The sequence below is a fragment of the Enterobacter soli genome (assembly GCF_964208575.1).
Taxonomy (GTDB): Bacteria; Pseudomonadota; Gammaproteobacteria; order Enterobacterales; family Enterobacteriaceae; genus Enterobacter; species Enterobacter soli_A.
On the sequence record NZ_CAXOFU010000047.1, the window covers coordinates 1 to 770 of the forward strand.

Consider the following 770-nt stretch of genomic DNA (forward strand, 5'->3'; position numbering starts at 1 on the left):
GGGACACGTGGTATCCTGTCTGAATATGGGGGGACCATCCTCCAAGGCTAAATACTCCTGACTGACCGATAGTGAACCAGTACCGTGAGGGAAAGGCGAAAAGAACCCCGGCGAGGGGAGTGAAAAAGAACCTGAAACCGTGTACGTACAAGCAGTGGGAGCACCTTCGTGGTGTGACTGCGTACCTTTTGTATAATGGGTCAGCGACTTATATTCTGTAGCAAGGTTAACCGTATAGGGGAGCCGAAGGGAAACCGAGTCTTAACTGGGCGTTAAGTTGCAGGGTATAGACCCGAAACCCGGTGATCTAGCCATGGGCAGGTTGAAGGTTGGGTAACACTAACTGGAGGACCGAACCGACTAATGTTGAAAAATTAGCGGATGACTTGTGGCTGGGGGTGAAAGGCCAATCAAACCGGGAGATAGCTGGTTCTCCCCGAAAGCTATTTAGGTAGCGCCTCGTGAACTCATCTTCGGGGGTAGAGCACTGTTTCGGCTAGGGGGCCATCCCGGCTTACCAACCCGATGCAAACTACGAATACCGAAGAATGTTATCACGGGAGACACACGGCGGGTGCTAACGTCCGTCGTGAAGAGGGAAACAACCCAGACCGCCAGCTAAGGTCCCAAAGTCATGGTTAAGTGGGAAACGATGTGGGAAGGCACAGACAGCCAGGATGTTGGCTTAGAAGCAGCCATCATTTAAAGAAAGCGTAATAGCTCACTGGTCGAGTCGGCCTGCGCGGAAGATGTAACGGGGCTAAACCATG

At 52.3% G+C, this 770-nt stretch carries 1 rRNA gene; it reads left to right on the plus strand.

Annotation, left to right across the window (positions count from 1 at the left end):
- Positions 1–770 (plus strand): 23S ribosomal RNA (locus AB6V08_RS23150); the annotation flags it as partial.